This is a genomic window from Loigolactobacillus backii, assembly GCF_003946275.1.
Taxonomy (GTDB): domain Bacteria; phylum Bacillota; class Bacilli; order Lactobacillales; family Lactobacillaceae; genus Loigolactobacillus; species Loigolactobacillus backii.
Genome location: NZ_RHNQ01000030.1, coordinates 1 through 17,142 on the forward strand (window position 1 = coordinate 1; position 17,142 = coordinate 17,142).

14 protein-coding genes are annotated in these 17,142 nt (G+C 39.0%); 10 read left to right on the forward strand and 4 right to left on the reverse strand.

The genetic code is table 11. The features are described 5' to 3' along the window. The first annotated feature begins 469 nt into the window (after positions 1 to 469). Both EKM61_RS06735 and rlmH read left to right on the forward strand, forming a co-directional pair. Complete coding sequence (locus EKM61_RS06735) at positions 470 to 1,747, forward strand: S1C family serine protease (protein WP_068225899.1); 1,278 nt, start codon at positions 470 to 472, stop codon at positions 1,745 to 1,747. A gap of 1,323 nt (positions 1,748 to 3,070) precedes the next feature. Further along, the gene (gene rlmH / locus EKM61_RS06740) at positions 3,071 to 3,550 is read left to right on the forward strand and encodes a 23S rRNA (pseudouridine(1915)-N(3))-methyltransferase RlmH (protein ID WP_068225898.1); all 480 of its coding nucleotides are present in this window, start codon (positions 3,071 to 3,073) and stop codon (positions 3,548 to 3,550) included. A gap of 301 nt (positions 3,551 to 3,851) precedes the next feature. Here the strand turns inward: rlmH and EKM61_RS06745 are convergent, their stop codons facing one another. Beyond that, entirely contained in the window at positions 3,852 to 4,685 is an 834-nt protein-coding gene (locus tag EKM61_RS06745) for an alpha/beta hydrolase (RefSeq protein WP_068225897.1), read from the reverse strand. 86 nt (positions 4,686 to 4,771) lie between these two features. After that, entirely contained in the window at positions 4,772 to 5,290 is a 519-nt protein-coding gene (locus tag EKM61_RS06750; protein WP_068225896.1) for a TetR/AcrR family transcriptional regulator, read from the reverse strand. 756 nt (positions 5,291 to 6,046) lie between these two features. On the opposite strand from EKM61_RS06750, the gene EKM61_RS06755 reads away from it, so the two are divergent. The 4 genes from EKM61_RS06755 (at position 6,047) to EKM61_RS06770 (ending at position 12,160) form a co-directional block, all read left to right on the forward strand. After that, positions 6,047 to 7,174 carry an SH3 domain-containing protein gene (locus EKM61_RS06755; protein ID WP_068225895.1) on the forward strand — a complete coding sequence of 376 codons (1,128 nt, stop codon included), beginning with the start codon at positions 6,047 to 6,049 and terminating at the stop codon, positions 7,172 to 7,174. Between the two features lie 130 nt (positions 7,175 to 7,304). Then, positions 7,305 to 8,360, forward strand: coding sequence for a DUF6933 domain-containing protein (locus EKM61_RS06760; RefSeq protein ID WP_068377151.1), 1,056 nt, complete (start codon positions 7,305 to 7,307; stop codon positions 8,358 to 8,360). A gap of 233 nt (positions 8,361 to 8,593) precedes the next feature. Then, positions 8,594 to 9,547, forward strand: coding sequence for an aldo/keto reductase (locus EKM61_RS06765; RefSeq protein WP_068279432.1), 954 nt, complete (start codon positions 8,594 to 8,596; stop codon positions 9,545 to 9,547). Between the two features lie 624 nt (positions 9,548 to 10,171). Then, on the forward strand, positions 10,172 to 12,160 hold the full coding sequence (locus tag EKM61_RS06770) for an elongation factor G (protein WP_068225892.1): 1,989 nt from the start codon (positions 10,172 to 10,174) through the stop codon (positions 12,158 to 12,160). Positions 12,161 to 12,434: 274 nt separating this feature from the next. Here EKM61_RS06770 and EKM61_RS06775 read toward each other — a convergent pair whose 3' ends face one another. Then, positions 12,435 to 13,274: an SDR family NAD(P)-dependent oxidoreductase gene (locus EKM61_RS06775; protein WP_068225891.1), complete on the reverse strand. Its 840-nt coding sequence runs from the start codon at positions 13,272 to 13,274 to the stop codon at positions 12,435 to 12,437. Between the two features lie 143 nt (positions 13,275 to 13,417). On the opposite strand from EKM61_RS06775, the gene EKM61_RS06780 reads away from it, so the two are divergent. From EKM61_RS06780 to EKM61_RS06795, 4 genes are all read left to right on the forward strand, one after another. Then, positions 13,418 to 13,951: a TetR/AcrR family transcriptional regulator gene (locus EKM61_RS06780; RefSeq protein WP_068225890.1), complete on the forward strand. Its 534-nt coding sequence runs from the start codon at positions 13,418 to 13,420 to the stop codon at positions 13,949 to 13,951. A gap of 117 nt (positions 13,952 to 14,068) precedes the next feature. Continuing rightward, positions 14,069 to 14,683 (forward strand): TetR/AcrR family transcriptional regulator C-terminal domain-containing protein, encoded by a 615-nt coding sequence (locus EKM61_RS06785; RefSeq protein WP_068225889.1) that lies wholly within the window; start codon positions 14,069 to 14,071, stop codon positions 14,681 to 14,683. A 129-nt stretch (positions 14,684 to 14,812) separates the two neighbouring features. Further along, positions 14,813 to 15,706 carry an SDR family NAD(P)-dependent oxidoreductase gene (locus tag EKM61_RS06790; protein WP_068225888.1) on the forward strand — a complete coding sequence of 298 codons (894 nt, stop codon included), beginning with the start codon at positions 14,813 to 14,815 and terminating at the stop codon, positions 15,704 to 15,706. A gap of 20 nt (positions 15,707 to 15,726) precedes the next feature. Beyond that, positions 15,727 to 16,392 carry a nitroreductase family protein gene (locus tag EKM61_RS06795; RefSeq protein WP_068225887.1) on the forward strand — a complete coding sequence of 222 codons (666 nt, stop codon included), beginning with the start codon at positions 15,727 to 15,729 and terminating at the stop codon, positions 16,390 to 16,392. Positions 16,393 to 16,672: 280 nt separating this feature from the next. On the opposite strand, the gene EKM61_RS06800 is transcribed toward EKM61_RS06795, so the two are convergent. Next, entirely contained in the window at positions 16,673 to 17,044 is a 372-nt protein-coding gene (locus EKM61_RS06800) for an FMN-binding protein (protein WP_068225886.1), read from the reverse strand. Positions 17,045 to 17,142: the final 98 nt, after the last annotated feature.

Below are 17,142 nucleotides of genomic sequence, written 5' to 3' on the forward strand. Positions count from 1 at the left end.
GTCTTTAATACTGAGCGCAAATTTTATATGATTGTCTATAGGGTTCACGGTTTTCTCATATCCTTTCAAATGATACTGTAGTGGGTGGATTTTTTGGATGAGGGCTGTGAGCTCTTTTTCTGTCCTTAAATTGTAAATTCAAAAGCACAAAAAATCCTGTTAATAGTTTACCATTTGTAAACTATCAACAGGAAAAAGTATAGAGCCTAAACTTTGTTTTATCATAGGTTTAAGGGTTATTTTTTACGTACTTTATCAATTATTGTGTTTATTTCTTTATTTTTGTGGAATAAATCCTAACTTTTTCAAGAATTATTCAAATGTTTGCGTTATCTTATAGGTCGTAAAGCAATTTGTGCGTTATCCGTTCTAGTTTATTGGTGACGTGGTATATTTAGAAGTGTGGACTAAAAACGTAACGTATAAGGCTTATCTCAAGACTTTTTAGTCCGGAAATTGGAGGAAGATTATGCAAAACAAGCCTAGTTCTGGTCTTATTCGAACGGCAATCGTAGCCGTGGTAGCTGCTGTTATTGGTGGCGGTGTTGTTTACGGTGGTGCTAATTTCTTTAATAGTGGTAGCGATTCTAATGGTAGTGTCGTGAACACAAGTAAGGCTGGCAGTACTAAAGTCAGTAACGTTAAGGTTAGTACAAATTCACAAGTATCTAATGTTTTTAATCATACAAAAAATTCAGTTGTCTCAGTTGTAAATCTGCAAAAGCAAAGTAGTTCTGATAGTAGTGGATTATCCGAATACTTTGGTGGCAGTAATAGCTCTAGTGACAGCTCCAGTAGTAGCAGTAGTAAAGATTTGACGGAATACAGCGAAGGTTCTGGTGTGATCTACAAGAAGGCAAGTGGTAAGGCCTACATTGTTACGAATAATCACGTTGTTTCTGGCTCAGAAAAATTAGAAGTTATCCTGAGTAATGGCACTAAATTAGATGCCAAAAAAGTCGGTACTGATTCAGTGACCGATTTGGCCGTTTTAAGCATTGATTCGGCTAAAGTCACGCAAGTTGCCAGCTTCGGAAATTCCGATTCGATTAAAGTTGGTGAACCTGCCATTGCGATTGGGTCACCATTAGGTTCGGAATACGCAACGTCAGTCACCCAAGGAATTATCTCTGCTAAGAAACGAACCGTTCCAGTTCAGGATGAAACTACTGGTCAAGAAACAGGTGAAGCAACGGTTATTCAAACCGATGCTGCCATCAACCCCGGTAATTCTGGTGGTCCGTTACTAAACATTCAAGGCCAAGTCATCGGGATTAATTCAATGAAATTAAGTGGCACTGGAACCTCGTCTAGCAGTAGTAGCAACGCAACGGTTGAAGGAATGGGCTTTGCAATTCCAAGTAATGAAGTTGTTAAGATTATTGATCAGCTCGTTTCTAACGGGAAGGTTGTGCGACCAGCACTTGGCATTTCAATGGTTGATCTGTCTAACATCTCTTCAGCACAACAGAAATCAATTTTGAAAATACCATCAAGTGTCACTGGTGGGGTTGTCGTCATGTCTGCTAAGAGTAATTCGCCAGCCAGTAACGCCGGCTTGAAGAAATACGATGTGATCACGCAATTGGCCGGTAAGAAAGTAGACAGTAGCGCCGATTTGCGTTCTGAACTATATAATCATAATGTCGGTGATACTGTTAGCGTTAAGTACTATCATGATGGACAAGAAAAATCTGGCTCAATTAAATTATCGGAGAACACTAGTCAGTTAGATATTACTGATTAACTGAGGGGAGTGTTTGGAAAAGCGGTTAGATTCTGAGGATTACTAACGATGTCGATCGGACTAGGATAAACCGAAGTCCAAGTCGCAGCCTAAACAGCCGAATTACCTTTGAAAAAGGTGATTTGGCTGTTGTAGCTACTATTCCGCAATTGAGGATTATTAGCCTAAATCGCTAATAATCTTGATGCTTCATACGTTGTCCATTCAACTACTACTTCGTAATTACGGTTAGTTATTTGCAAAGATCGCAAATAACTTAGGATGCTTCGAATGTTGTCTATTCTTGTGGCAAAAACAAGGAACACAGTTATAAAGTCCATAACTGTGTTTCCTCGACTCAATTCGTCTCGGTCACCGCAAGAACTAGCAAGGCGAAAACCGCCAAGTTGAAACATGGCAACCGCAGGAATCTGCTTTTTCAAACACGTTTACACTAATCAGGAAAATACTAATAAAAGTGGTTAGATTCTACTCCGCAATTGAAAATTATTAGCTCAAAACGCCCATTGTAACGCCAAAACACTGATGTGGCGGTATAAAAAACTAGTCGTTATTTTTACGACTAGTTTTTTTGTGCTCAAAACGGATTTTTTAGAGTTATTCAAATAGTCTGGCGCGCTGATATCAAAATAGTGAATTCGGATTTTTTAGCAAGATTATCTGATGCTTACGCCAAATTAGGTTTAAGCGGGTAATTGGGTAAAAATCACTAGTTTTTAGATTAGCAAATAGTAATTATTCGTTAAAGTAAAAATTGATTAGACGATTTTTCGCTAATTTAATAGTCTTTCGTAATCAATTGGGTAAAAACGAACATTAAGTAATGTTAAGAAATAGATTTGTCAATGTTCATAAGGGTTGTTAACAGCTTTGTACACAGCTGTGGATAACTAATAATTGCTAGAATACCGCTATTTTTTGTTTTTATGTTATCCACAGTTTGAATTTGTGCTTGTTGATAACTTGTAATTATTTAGATTAAGTTAGGACTTAAAGTCTGGTATAATAAGTTTTATAGAACGCAAGCGCTAACTTAACGAACGCTTTAATTTTTGGGGATAACTTTTTTACGAAAAAAATTAATTTTTTCTAAAATCAGTATTTTGTGGTCGAATTATTTTGACCCCCAACATTTTGATTTACGAGTTGTGTACATGTGGATAACTTTTGTGGATAACCTGTTATTTACGGTGGGTAACATTGCCCGCTCATCCACAGCTTAATAAAAAATAGGTTATAATTTTTGTTTAGCGACGCTTTTTTTGAGCTAGCGCGCTAGGATGTTATTTGGATAGTAAATTCTCAAATGGAGGACAAGCACGAATGAATATTAAAATAATTGGTGTGGGTAAATTGAAGGAAAAGTACCTTAAACAGGGTATTGCCGAGTACGCCAAGCGGTTAGATAGCTTCTGCAAGTTACAAATTATTGAAGTACCTGACGAAAAAGCACCGGAAAAATTAAGCGATGCCGAGATGATTGAAGTTAAGCACAAGGAAGGGGAGCGAATTCTTGCTAAAATTAAGGCTAAAGAATACGTTTATGCATTGGCGATTCAAGGTAAGCAGCGCGCCTCAGAACAATTTGCCGCAGAGTTTGATCAATTGACGACTTACGGTCATTCGGACATCACTTTCGTTATTGGCGGTTCATTAGGCTTATCACCAGAAGTTTTAAAACGCAGTGACGATCAATTGTCTTTTGGAAAGCTGACCTTACCCCACCAACTAATGCGGCTGGTTTTGATTGAGCAGATTTACCGGGCGTTTATGATTAATGAAGGAAGTCCATATCATAAGTGATGCGGTTTTTTCGTGATATTAACCGCAGGCCGGATCGATAGGGGTCTCCATATCATAAGTGATGCGGTTTTTGGAAAGATTGCCGATATAACGGGACTTATCTGGATATATTAGACTAAGATAAGTAAATAGACGCCACTCCTTTTGCGGGAGGGCGCCTATTTAATCTCTATATAATCTCTTTGTGTCAAAAAGTAACGAATTTCATGAATCAATGGCTCTAAAATACGACTCTATACCTCGAAAATTACGAACAAACGGACAACTACTTAATCATTTGTCCATGTATTACATCTATATTTTATTTGAGCAGTGCATCTGTTAAGGTATCCGCAAATTTCTCTGGTTTTTGCGCGTATCCTAGGTGCCCTCCGGAAATCATTGTAATTGGAACATCAATTTTTTTACTGATTGCTTGGTTAACCGTTTGTGGAAAGAATCCGGTTGAATCAGTTCCGTTGAGTAAAATAACTTTTTCTGAGTTGTTCTTAAAAATATTCCAATCAATAACTTGGCTCGTATACTGTGCGGATTCATATTTCAGCCAAAATAATATTGATTTCATTTTGGCCGGATCTGGTTTTGAGTCAGTTGCTAGGCCCATCATTTTAGCATCTAAGGGTTGAATGTGCATTTGATCAACGAATAAATCAGAGATAGCACCGAAGTTACCGTCTAAAACCTTTTGAACGATTTGTGCGGATTCTTTTTTGAACTGACCACCATCATCGATGACAGTAGCCAATGGACTTTCATGGATCGACACTTTAACAAAGTGGTTCGGGTTTTTAGAAAAGGCTTTTTCTGCGACAATCGAACCAGATGAGGAACCCATTAAATAAACTGGTTCATTAGGGCTGAATGTATCTGCAAGCGCGAAAATATCATCAACGTCTTTGTCAATTCGATAGTTACTATCTGGATCGGATGCGTTCGCGGGTAGTGGTGTAGGTACAACTGTTTTTCCATAGCCACGTCGGTCATAGGTAATGACTGTAAAGTTATTTTTTAAAGTTTCTGCAGTTGTGTAGAAGATATCACCAGTCCCATTTGCTCCTGGGATAAGAATCAAAATGGGGCCATGACCAACTTTATTAACGTTTAAGAGCGTATTATCGTTTGTTTTAATTTGCATTTAGAATCAGATCCTTTGATTTAATAAGATCATGATAATTGCAAATTGATTTAAAAAGAACAACACATCTCACGAAATGTGTTGCATTAACGAGGTTGACTTAATTTTTGATGATACGTTGCCATTTTTTCTGGAGTAGGGGGATTTTCTTGATCAAGCCACCATTTAAAAAGGTTTATATGACCACCAATAAAAAACTGCACTTGAATCTCAATTGGAATTGTTGTGGCTTGAGTGGAAAGTAGCTTTAAATAATTTTTTAAAACGATTGTTTGTAAACGGTCAATAAAATGATTCCAGCGATTTGTTTCCAAGAATCCTTGAAGTAGAATGCGATTTTCGTTTGTATATTGGTAAAATTGTGTAAAATCAATGTTTTTATTTTCGCTTAACTGAAAATGAGTCGTAATTTCAACTAGCATTTCTTCTTCCAGCCAATCTAAAAAGTCATCTAGATCTAAGAAATGGCGGTAAAAGGTGGAACGATTAACGCCAGCTTTACGTACAATGTCTTGTACTGTAATCGTTGAGAGCGGCCGACTAATCAACAAGCTCGCAAAAGCATTTTTGAAACGGGTTAAACTATTATTAGTTGTTTGTGGCATATGCGCTTTCCTTTCATAATGTTAGCTTCAGTATATATGAAATAATGAGGATAGTTGACGCTTTTTATCATTAAGGATGTTATAGACTTCTAAGTTATGAGCCTGATCGACAAACGAGACGAGTTAGAATGGCGGACTACGATCGCGCAACTGTATATACGTTGCTCTTACCATTGGATTATAAGCCACAATTTATGGCACTAAACCAAACAACAATGCTTGATGAATGGAAGAAATTGATAAAACATCTCAGCCGAAAAGTAAATTCTTACCTAGTGCTGATGCCATGACAGAAGCTGACATAGAGGTCGAAATCGATGTCTTGGACTCAACTGAATAAGTTAGAAAAAGAACCTGTGGCAAGCCCTGAAAAGCTTGTTGCAGGTTCTTGTCTTTGCCGATGAGAAAAGTTTATGTGCCACTATCTAAATTGATTTTAGATAGATAACATACCTGTCGTGCCAAATAAATTTTTTCATCTAGCTAAACTAGTGGCAGTAGTCCGAACCTGGACCTAATGTCGGATTATTCTTTGACGGGCGGCAGTTTGGGCTGCCACCCTAGCACTATTTTTATGAAAACCCGTTTTCCCGGTAATAGTATTAAATATATTTATTATATGAATAATCTGGCTTATCAACAATCTAATGATTTTGCCTGTATCCTTCACCAACGCCGGGAAAACGGGTTTGAATGTCTGGGGAACATACGTGCTATAATGAATTTAAGAAATATTTTATTACGAGGAGGGGTAGCATGGTCACTGAACATCCTAATACTACGGGGCTTATTAATGCAGCAAATGAAAACTACAAAAATATTATCAATACGTTAAATATGAAAAGTACCTCTGCACAAGTTGGAATCGTTTCTGGATCGAGGTGGGAAAGTGCTTTTACGAAAATATCACTCATGCCTGAAGTTAAGTGGGCTAATGGTTTATCTAGAAGCTTGAATTCGACTGGAGCAATGAAATCGTTACCGAAAATAGCAGCAGGTGCTATAATTTTACCTAATGATCAGCTTAGTCATACTTTAAAATTGATGGGTGTTTCTGGCCTCCAAAAAAGTGCATTACAGTCGATCAAGGCAATGGAGCATAATTCTGTATGGAATAAGTTTGGAGTTAAGTCAGGGTTATCTGGAGCTTTGCAATCTGTAGTCAACGATAAAGCTAAAGTATTCCAAACGACCTTCGCTTCACCAACCTTATCCAAAATAGCTGCACGGCAACTTGGCCAACTACATATAGCTGACCAAATGGGGATTGTTGCGACTAATTCAGCCTTGCTTAGAGGCGCGACCTTACAGCCAACACTTAATAAAATACTTTCCAACCTAAATACTGAACAAACTGATAAATTGAATAATGCTTTTAATGAATTTACTGAAAATCTGCCAGAAGATGACGCAAATTCAGAAACGACGATAGACAAACAAGTGGCAAAAGAAGTTGCTGAATCATTTAAAACTGGAAATATTAGTAAGCTTAGCCATAAAGGTCGGATATTTTTTCAACAAATTCTTTTACTTTTATTACCTTTATTAATTGAACCAATATTGGGGGCAACACCGATCGGTCAGTCAATTAATCAATGGTTACAGGTTGATCTTGGAAATTATACAGATTTGGTTATTGAAGGTAACGGAATAAATCCCAAGCAACCCAAGCATGCTTATCGTACAGTTAGGGTTGATGGTCTGACGTTAAGAAATCGGCCCAAGCAACATGCTAAAATTATAAACGTTTTGGGAGAAGGAACGGTTGTAAAAGTAGTCCAGACTAAACGGCATTGGAAACGAGTAGTTGTTGCTGATGCTAACGGGACACAAATATTTGGGTGGACTAATACGACCTACCTGAAGGTTATTAAGACATATTAGGCTAAAATTGTGGTTTAGTTACTAAGCCCTACCTATTTTCATACCGCAGGGCAAAGTGAGATGCAAGTCCGTATCATAAATAATGAAATTGCATCAATTTATACAAAATAAACTGCAAGGAGTTAGTGTAATGATCATTAATCCAACGAAAAAGGCATTACCGATTTTTAATAAATTAGTTAAAGTGGAAGATGCCGCAATGGCTAAGCGTTTTGCCACGGTAAATCCATTATTTTCTTGGCACGCAAATTACTACTTGGTGAACCGGAAAAAGGTTGTTTTACTGGTTAATGATTTGACCTACGCCGCAGTTGCTTTATATGATATTAACGCCAAAAACAAAGTTAATTTAGAGCAATATATTAATGATGGTATTCGCGAAGCGTTCTTACTTGTTGGTGTCGCACCTGAAGATATTGCCGCGTATTTTGAATTAGCGGGAGCAGTTAGGCTAAACGCTGGGTTTAACCGTCAAGTAACAGGCGCGGTGACTAATATGATTTTAATGGTTAAAGAAGGCCGCCTAATTGATCGAACCAAATTAATTCAGACTAAATTAATGGACTATTTAATGCAGATTCCATTTAGCCAGAAGGACTACGCGTTTGCTAAAGATTCAGTCGCTAATGCATTTGCTACTGGGTTATCGATCACTAAGGTTAACGCTGCCGAAATGCAGGTAAGTGAATATCATGTCGACAGAACTTGGCTAGATTATCATCAATGGGATAAATATCAAGATAGTGAAGCACTATTTGCTGGCGACGGTCACCTTTATGAGCAAATTGGGGCCAAGGTTCTGGCTAACAATGCTTTACTTTTGGCAGAGTTTAAAAATTACTTGATAAACTCGACTGGATTAACTGAAAAAACCGCTAAAAAACATGTCAAGAATATTGAATTATTTATTAATGAATTTATGTTATTTGATACGATCAAAACGCCTTTAACAACAGTTGATGCCGTGCAACCATATTTGGCTGATTGGTTTCCGCGCAAAATTGCTTATTCAGCAAGTGAAATCAAGACCAATGCAACTTCAATCAAGAAATTTATAAAATTCATGGAAGTTGCAGGTGAAATTAGTCAGGTTGATGCTGAACAGGCCAGAGCAGAGATAAAGGATGATATTGAATTCGGTATTGAATATTTACAACTTATGGATAGTATGACGGACTTCTGGTAATTTGCGTTGCTGCTTTTTTAGAGGATAGTGGAGTTTCGTAATCGACCACCTATCGTATTCCTTAAAATATTAACTAAATTTTTTAAAATCAGAATATGGATCAACAGAATTTCTGAAAATAAGTGTTGATGTAACACTACATTTCTAGAATTTAGGTGAGCAAATTAACTGCTTAATTTAGTGATCAGACCTATACTGTGTTTTAAATTAGTTAATATGAGGAGAATTTTGTAATGAAATTATTTCCATTGGGTTCAAGTAACATTATGGTTTCAAACATTGCGGCAGGTGGTATGAGGTATGCTAGTCTTAATTTAGCTCAAATGCAGAAGTTAATGCAGGTTGAAATCGATAATGGTATTAATTTTTTTGATTTTGCTGATGTTTATGGCGGTGGTCAATCAGAGCGCATATTTGGTCAGGCGTTAAAGCAGTCTAGCATTAAGCGCGAAGATTTGATTATCCAATCTAAGGTTGGACTGACTGACTTTGGCTATGACTTTTCCAAAGAACATATTTTGAATAGTGTGGATGGTATTTTGAGGCGTCTTCAAACGGATTATTTGGATGTTTTATTACTCCATCGACCTGATCCATTAATGGAGCCTGCCGAAATTTCATCTGCGTTTAATCAACTAAGGCAAAGTGGAAAAGTCCGCGAGTTTGGTGTTTCAAATATGAATACCTTTCAGATTGAGTTTCTACAAAGTGCCCTAAATCGGCCATTATTAGTTGATCAGGTTCAATTTAGTCTGATGCATACAGGTATGATCGATTTTGGTATTCATACAAACATGAAAGATTCACTAAGCATAGATCATGATGGTGGGTTATTACCTTATTCACAGAAGAATAAAATTACACTTCAGGCCTGGTCACCACTTCAGTATGAGGGACCAGTTAATGGCGGATTTATTAATGGTCAGTGGCAATTTCACGGTCTGATTACTGATAATCCGGAAATACCTCAGGTTAATAAGGTATTGGATCAAATTGCAAAAATTCACGGAGTGTCTAAGACTGCCATTGCGACTGCTTGGATTTTGCGTCATCCTGCACATATTCAAATGATTGCCGGCACAACTAATCCACAACATTTAAGTGATATTTTGGAAGCAAACGAAGTACAGCTTTCACGTCAAGAGTGGTATGCACTATACTTGGCTGGCGGGCACACATTGCCTTAGGTACGAAAATGTATTGATGAGATTTCTAAATGGTATCAATAAAATGATGTATAAGGATCAAATTGTTGGTCCCTATACATTTTTTGTATTAAACGTCAACGGGTTAGGGTTAATATGGCCATACCGATTAAAAAGATCAGCGAATAATAGATAATAACCGAATTTTAGGTTGTTTTATGCCTAATAGATGCCTGTCTCAGGCCATAACTGATGAATTAATTGTTTTACGAACGCAATGTCGTTTAACTATTTGGGCCTTAAAACACTATTAGAGTCTTTTATAAAAACTCAAGGACTTAGCAATATTTGCAGAATTTTTACAATCTGCCGTGTATTAAAACTATAGTTAAAAACGATAATTACATTCCAATCACAAGTGCTACAGTTTAGTTATAGAAAGCTTTAAGCGTGTGAATGTTTTATACAATAATGCGGAGCTGATGACGTTTGGCGCGTTAAGTAGCGCATAATTGAGTGATTGGACAACATGATTGATGTTAGTATAAAAAGTATTTATATGAAATTCATGCAGTCTTACGATTATGCACGAAACAGAAATTGATGATTATCCAAAAGTTGCGTAATTGAATGAATTTTTATCCTGTAGAAAAGGAGAGTCCAACCATGAAGCACATCGTTGCAGGAATTATTGCCCACGTTGATGCCGGTAAAACAACGCTTTCGGAAGCATTGCTTTACCGGGCCGGTGAGTTGCGTAAACTTGGTCGGGTTGATAAAGGTGACGCTTTTCTTGATCCAGACAAACTTGAGAAGAAACGTGGGATCACGATCTTTTCACACCAAGCCAGTCTTCAGTACAGGGACCTTAAGTTAACTTTGTTAGATACTCCTGGTCACGTAGATTTTGCGACGCAGACGGAGCAGGTTTTGAGCGTCCTTGATTGCGCAATTCTGGTGATTTCAGCGACGGATGGTATTCAGGGTTATACGCGGACGCTTTGGCGTTTGCTTGAGCATTACAGCGTTCCCACGTTTATTTTTGTTAATAAAATGGATACAAATGGCGCTGATAAAGCACAAGTACTCAACCAGTTACAAAATACTTTTTCACCAGGCTGTATTGATTTTAATTCGGATGAGCAGGGCCAAAATACTGATTTCTCGGCTGAAGCGGCCGAAGAAATTGCTGTCCGTGATGATAAAGTACTTGAAAATTTTTTAACTTCTGGCGCGCTTGATGATAGTACTGTCCGGCAAATGATTGGTCGCCGCGAGGTCTTTCCTTGTTATTTTGGCGCGGCACTTAAGGTAGCGGGCGTTGATAATTTACTTGCTGGTCTTGAACGTTGGACTAATGCAGCAACGGATAAGCAAGATTTTGGCGCCCGCGTATTTAAAATTTCATATGACGAAAAAGGTGAGCGGCTGACTTGGATTCGAGTAACTGGTGGTGCGCTTCGAACTAAGGACGTTTTATTAAATGAGCAGAAGGCCAACCAATTGCGCGTCTATAATGGGACTAAATTTACGGCCTGTCAGAAAATATCTGCGGGTGACATCTGCGCTATTGCTGGGCTAACGAATACTTATCCTGGGCAGGGACTTGGGGATGAAGTTGATGGTGCTACGCCAGTGATTCAGCCGGTTCTTAACTATGCGCTTGATCCTAAGGCGTACGACATTCACGTTTGTCTCGCTGCACTTCGCCAACTTGAGGATGAAGATCCCCAGTTACACGTTTCTTGGTCAAGTCACCTCCAGGAAATTCGGGTTCAAATCATGGGTGAAGTTCAGTTGGAAATTTTGCAGCAAATCCTACTGGAACGTTTTAATTTAGACGTTAGTTTTGGTAAAGGCAGCATTCTTTACAAAGAATCGATTACACAGGCTGCCGAGGGAGTCGGTCATTTTGAACCTTTGCGGCACTACGCAGAAGTTCATTTGCTGCTTCAGCCTGCGCCACGTGGCAGTGGGCTGACTTTCGCTGCTAACTGCAGTTTAGAAGTGCTTGGTCGTAATTGGCAGCATCAGGTGCTGGCCAATCTGCGAGCCAAAGAACAGCTGGGGGTTCTTACTGGTGCACCAATTACGGATATGCGGGTTACCCTTGTAGGTGGTAGGGCCAGTATCGTCCATTCTGTTGGGGGCGATTTCCGCGAAGCAACTTGGCGGGCAATTAGGCAAGGTTTAATGATGCTTAAAAAACGTGGCGCCTGTCAGCTGTTGGAACCTTGGTATCAATTTCGGCTGGAAATAAACCAAGATCAAATTGGTCGCGCGATGAGTGACATTGAACGAATGAGTGGTAGTTTTGCCGCGCCAGAAGTGACCGCTATTTCTGGTGTTGGGCCGACGACTCTGACTGGTTTTGCGCCGGTTTCAGAAATGCAGGACTATGCCCAGGAGGTCCACGCCTATACGCATGGTCAGGGACAGTTGGAATGTATCGTTGCGGGTTATCGGCCTTGTCATGATGTAAAAGCAGTTATGGCGGATTTGAAATATGATCCAGTTGCCGATTTGGATAATACGCCGGGGTCAGTTTTTTGTGCCCACGGAGCCGGTTATCCAGTAGCTTGGGATCAGGTGCCGCAAATGGCGCATTTTCCTTATGTTTATTCAGCGGCGGACTTAATAAAATTGATGAAATGAAAAACGGATACTGGGTTTCTCTAGGGCGTTACTTTTAATCTTTGTCTTGGCAATGTGTTCGACAAATCGATTGTCAAACAAAATTAGTGGCAGTAGTTCAGCGGCAACGTCTAGCAATTTCAGCAGTGCGCGATTGGTTATTCATCAACATAATAAGTTTAAAAAATGGTGTATTCAACCTGAGGCGGCTGGATACACCATTTTTTAAATACGGCTATTTTATGATTTTAACTTTTTTGTAATGCAAACAAAAATGCAAATGGGTATTAATACATTATCTGTGGCTGCGGCGATCTAAGTGGCGTAAGAGTGCACTGGAAGCAGCATGAAAAACTTTGGGGTGTGCCCGGGCGACGTGAACAACAAAACGATCACCGAATGAATTGAAATAACGACGCTTAGGATTACGGTCAGTTGCGGCGGCATAGAAAACTCGAGCAAGATCGGCCGAGGTTGCACTAATCATATTTGAGCTTGAGCTTAAGATATTACTTAGAGTATTTACAAGCGGTAAATAGGCCGAATCTGTTTTAAGATTTTTACGCATATTTTGTACAGCAATGTCGCCCCAAGCTGATTGGGTTCCACCAGGTTGAACGATGACGGAACGAATGCCAAATTGTTGCACTTCAAGGTCCAACGAGTCACTCCATTGCTGCAGGGCTGCTTTTGAAGCATGATAATAGGCGTTTAGCGGCATGTAAAGGTCACCGCCGATCGATGAGATATTGACGATGCGGCCAGTTTTTTGTGAGCGCATTGTGGGTAAAACTAATTTGGTTAATTCAGCGGCACCAAAGAAATTAGTTTCAAATTGTTTACGTACATTTTTCAGATCAATATCTTCAATTGGACCACCTTCACCGTAACCGGCATTGTTAATCAAGACATCGATTCGGTGTTGTTCGTTTAAAATAGTATTGATAAAGGTATGATTTGATTCTGAATCAGTCACATCTAATTTAACGGCGTGAATATTGGTGCCGGTTGGGATTTTTTCCACACGGCGTGCACCGCCATAGACAGTCCAGCCGCGTTGTGCAAATAATTGGAGAGCTGCTTTGCCCATTCCGCTACTTGCGCCGGTGATTGCAATTACTTTTTTTGTTGGCATACTCGTTTTCTCCCATCTTAATTGGTTTATAGTGATAATAATGTTACAGTTGTAACAGGCTTAAGCTGAGAAGAGTATACCGCCAATCTTTTCGCAGTACAATCTTTCTAGACTAATAAGTGACAAAAGGAGTGAAATTGTCAATGGCCGATCAATCAAAAGCAATTGAAGAATATTTATTAGGGGCACTTAAACGTTTGCTTAAAAAGAAAACATTTGATGAAATTTCGATCACTGAATTAACGAAAGTGGCTGGTATTTCACGTATGACCTTTTATCGGCACTATCAGAATATAACAGATATTTTGACGAATGAAATGGCAGAAATAGTTAATGAATTGACGGATAAACTTGGTTCTAAAACGGTTGTTCAGCATGAAGGATTAGTTTTTATTATGCAATTTTTAAAAGATCATGCAAGTTTCATTCGAATTTTATTGCTTGCACAGCAACAAGATATTTTACGCGATAATATTTCTCAAGTTTTGGCGAAATTATCAGCAAATAAAAAGAAATTGCAAAATTTGAACGCCCGGGAAATCGATTATTATGTTCGGTATCATTCTACTGGTTTGACTAGTGTCATTATTGATTGGGTGACCAAAAAACAGCCAGAAACACCGGAGGAATTAGCAACATTTTTAGAAAAAATTGGTGAAGGTAGCAATCAATCTTAAAATTATTAAAAGTTTCTCCCTAAAACATTTAGAGGTCGCCTGATGAAGCACATTTTGATTATTACGCTAGCTGCCAAGTTTAGGTCGGAAAAATCTTAAAGAAGAAGGCGCGGTCACGTGAAGAATAATGAAATTTCGTTAACAACTAAACAGACATTTGCTAAAGCCCTAAAACAACTTATGGGCAGACAACCCTTTGAAACGATTACTGTTCGGCAATTGCTTGCGCTAACAGCGTATACGCGGCCAACATTCTATTATCATTTTCATAGTACGACCGATTTACTTAAGTGGACCTTCGTGAATGAGGCACTGAGTTTATTGCAACGAAGTCCGGAATATCACACGTGGGATGAGGATATTTTTTTGTTGCTGAAATACCTGAAGGCTAATGAGAAGCAGTACCGTTCCTTTTACGCGACGATGGATTTGGAACAAATGAACCGTATCTTTCGTGAACCAATCCAAACAGTGTTAATGGGCTATATTGATTATATTTTACGGACGCACCACTTAGCTGTATCTAAGGAAGACCAGGACTTTATCGTACGGTTCTTTACCGGTGGCTTTGTTAGTATTGTCGTAGATTGGTTAAATACTGGTCTACAAACATCACCGGAATTTATCCGTCAGCAGATTTTAGACACTCAAGATAATATTATTATCTTCTCACTGGAAACCGCGAATAAAAAGAACAAGCTTAACAAAAATGGTGATCTGTTAGATATCTAACAAGTCACCATTTTTGTCTCTGTATTATCTTTTTGAAAGCGCTTATACTCTTCTCGTAAGGTAATACGTAATAAGTGAATTTACATTACTAATTTAGGTAGTTCTACTAATGAAAGTGAGTTGGTATTTATGGATAATTTTAAAGATCGAGTTATTTTGATCACTGGATCCGCCCACGGTTTTGGCGCAGCGATTGCTAAGGAAGCCGCTCAACGTGGGATGAAACTTGCTTTGGCCGATATTGATGAACCAGCATTAAAGGATATTTACGATGAGGTTACTACGTTAGGTGCCGATGCGGAAATGATCCCGACGGATGTGACTGAGGAAACTGCAGTAGATAATGCAGTTGCAACTACCATGAAGCGTTTCGGTCAAATTGATGTCTTGGTCAATAGCGCTGGTGTCGCAGTGCCAGGATCAATTTGGGAGTTGCCGACACGTGATTGGGAATGGATTTTGCACGCGGATGTTATGAGTCAAGTGTATGCCTTACAGCAGGTTATTCCCATTATGATGAAGCAACCAGATGGTGGTGACATCATCAATGTAGCGTCAATGGCAGGGTTGATCACTAGTCCGTTAATGCCTGCGTATTACGCGAGCAAATTTGCTAGTGTTGGGATGACAGAAGCCGTTGAGTATGATTTACAGGCGGCAAAGGCTAATGTACGCATGCACGTCTTTTGTCCGGCGTTTGTGCAGACTGATCTTTATCATTCTGAGCAGCACCGCCCTGCTAAATATACCAACACTAGTGATCCATATTATACGAGTAAGGTCTTTAAGGATGGGCAAAAATTTGCAGAAAATGATATCAAGACTGGGATGTCCATTAACACAATTCCGGCACTTATTTTCACAGCCTTAGAGAAGAATGAATTCTATATTCTGTCACACCCAGCGGTTAATCCGTTGATTGTGGCCCGGGCGCAAGGGATTGTTAATGGACAGGGGCCTGATCTTAACCTGATCACAAAATATTTAGATAAAACACATGGCGAAAAGCCAGCAGCCAAATAAAGAAAGGATTTGAAATTATTATGGCAACTTTAACTGAAAAAGGCACATTTGTGAATAATGATCTTGCGGATGTTATTTTAAAGCGACAGTCAATTCGTAATTACGATAAGTCCGTCAAAATTTCTCACGATGAAATGACAACGATGATTAAAGAGGCAATTACGGCACCTTCAGCGTGTAATTTACAGGCTTGGCACTTTGTCGTTGTTGATACACCAGCCGGTAAGGATAAACTGCGCTCCTTCTTTATGCACTTTAACACACCACAACTAGAAACTTCTTCGGCGATGGTAATGATTTTTGGCGACACGTTAGCGTTTAAGTCTTACCGTAATTTATGGAATAAAGCTTATGATAATGGCCAAATTTCGGCCGAAAAACGGGATGAGGTTTTCAAAACTTTCTTACCACTTTATGAAAGTGCTTCGAAAGAAATGCTGACGGCGGACGCCACGGTTGACAGTGCCCTGGCAGCGATGCAGTTTATGCTAGTTGCGCGGGGACATGGTTACGCTACAAATCCAATTGCTGGGTATGACGCAACTAAGGCGGCTGCAGCAATGGGGTTGGATCCAGACAGATACGTTCCCGTTATGGCGGTTGCAATTGGCAAGCCGGCTCCAGACGATAAGGACGAAGTTAAATCAGTTCGCTATGAGGCCGATCAAGTTGTTCAGTTCAAATAAGTTTTTAAATAGTAGTTGTTATTTAGTGCTTTTTAATGATTATGAAAGTAGAATTTTTAGCTGGATGCGTTCACGTTTAATTGTGGATGTGTCTTTTTTGGTTAAATCTATGTCTGAACAAGAAAATTTATAGTGGCCGACAAGCTTGAATTAGCACGATTAAGTGCATAAAGTAGCAAAAAAGAAGTCGCAACCTAATTGAATAGGTCGCAGACTTCTTTTGGTCATTATTTATTAGCTATAATGTGTGGTGTTTTTGAATTATTTTTTCAAAAGCACACTAAATTTTTTGAACGATGTCATCAATTTTAACTTTTAATATCTTACGAATCCACGGGAACTTAGCTTTCATTTCGTCATATTCACTTCCCGATTCTATAAATTCACCGGTTCCGTAAACGTGAAAACCAGCCCCAGGTCCCTGTGTTCCGGGGACTTCTTTGCTTCCCATAGTTAAAACAACCCGGTTGTCAGTTTGAAAATCATTTTCGATACTGTGCATCCCTGCTGCAGGGATAAGGAGGTAATTATCGGCCTGTTTTATCTCAACGTATGAGCTCCAGGTATTAACGACACTAGCAGGCTGTGCGTTAACCGTAATAATGGTAGTTGGGCCTTCATGCTGCATAACTTCAAGGAATTTTTGATTCATTAGTCTAACCTCTTTTTTACAGATTTAATGAGCTAATTATATTACTTAAGAAGAAAAAAGGCCAAACAAACGTTCAGCAAATTTTTTCTCCGGCGTTA